This is a genomic window from Microbacterium testaceum (assembly GCF_001476285.1).
GTDB classification, from domain to species: Bacteria; Actinomycetota; Actinomycetes; order Actinomycetales; family Microbacteriaceae; genus Microbacterium; species Microbacterium testaceum_B.
This window is the reverse complement of record NZ_LDRU01000141.1, coordinates 1-1,582: the sequence shown is the minus strand read 5'-3', so window position 1 is coordinate 1,582 and position 1,582 is coordinate 1. Positions and strand designations below refer to the sequence as shown.

At 66.9% G+C, this 1,582-nt stretch carries 1 protein-coding gene; it reads right to left on the bottom strand.

The features are described 5' to 3' along the window. Positions 1-89: 89 nt before the first annotated feature. Entirely contained in the window at positions 90-1,541 is a 1,452-nt protein-coding gene (locus NS283_RS17920) for an MFS transporter (protein ID WP_058598200.1), read from the bottom strand. Between the last annotated feature and the right edge of the window lie 41 nt (positions 1,542-1,582).

Sequence of the window (1,582 nt, the reverse complement as noted above, 5' to 3'; positions counted from 1 at the left end):
CCACCCCACCGCCCGTCACCCCGCCCCGTAAAACGACGGATGCCACGAGGCACAGGCCCCGTGGCATCCGATGTCCTGCGATCAGGCGTTTACGGCGCGATCGCTCCGGCGGCGATGTTCTCGTCGTAGTCGACGTCCTTCGTCTCGGGGGAGAGCACCACCGCGATGAGGGTCAGCACGCCCATCGCCGACAGGTAGACGCCGACGAGCCACGGGTTGCCGTCGCCGGCCGCCCACAGTGCCACCGCGACGATCGGCGCGAGGGCCGCCCCGAGGATCGACGACACGTTGTACGAGATCGCCGAGCCGGTGTAGCGCACGTTGGTCGGGAACAGCTCGGGCAGCACGGCGCCCATCGGCCCGAACGTCGTCCCCATGAGCAGGAAGCCGATGATGAGGAAGGCCTGGACGAGGACGCGCGTGAAGCCCGCGTCGGTCTGCGGCGTGAGGAAGAACGAGAACGTGAGACCGAACACGATGATCGCGATCGTCACCCCGATCAGCAGGCGCTTGCGCCCCAGACGGTCGGCCACCGGTCCCGACAGCATCGTGAAGATGCCGAAGAAGACGACGCCGATGATCTGCATGATGACGAAGTCGGTGTAGCCGAAGCCCAGACCGGGGACGTACGTGGCCGGGTCGAAGGGCGTTCCCGCCTTCTCCGCGGCCGCGGCGGCGCCGGCCTCCGTCGGCTTCGTGCCGTACGAGAGCGTGAAGCTCGTCATGAGGTAGAACAGCACGTACGTCGCCAGCATGATGAACGTGCCGAGGATCAGCTGCTTCCAGTTACGACGGATCGCCTCGCCGAGCGGGAACTTCTTGATCACGCCGGTCTTCTCGGCCTTGGCGAACGACTCGCTTTCGACGAGCTTGAGTCGCACCCAGAGGCCGACGATCACCATGACGGCCGAGAACAGGAACGGCACACGCCAACCCCAGGCGAGGAACTCCGCCGAACGCTGGGCCGTGCCGTCGGGGTGGGGCAGGGCGAAGTTGATGATGAGGAAGATGCCGTTGGCGATGATGAAGCCGATCGGCGCGCCCAGCTGCGGGAACGTGCCGTACCAGGCCCGCTTGCCCTTCGGGGCGTTCTCAGTGGCCACGAGGGCCGCGCCCGACCACTCGCCGCCGAGGGCGAAGCCCTGCGCGAGACGCATGATCAGCAGCAGGATCGCCGCCCAGACACCGATCTCGTTGAAGGTCGGCAGGCAGCCGATGAGGAAGGTCGCGACACCCATCGTGAGAAGGGATGCCACGAGCGTGGCCTTGCGGCCGAACCGGTCGCCGAAGTGGCCGAACACGATCGCGCCGAGAGGTCGGGCGACCATGGCGGCGCCGAAGACGCTGAACGACAGCAGCAGAGAGGTCGTGTCGTTGCCGGTCGGGAAGAAGAGGACGGGGAAGACGAGGACCGCGGCGGTGGCGTACGCGTAGAAGTCGTAGAACTCGATCGTCGTGCCGATGAGGCTCGCGGTGATGACACGGGAGCGCGGATTGGCGGGAGCGGACGACGCGGGGGCGGTGGGGGATGAGGAAGTCATGATGGCCTGACGAGAGAGCGATCTGTTGCGTCCGTCGTGGG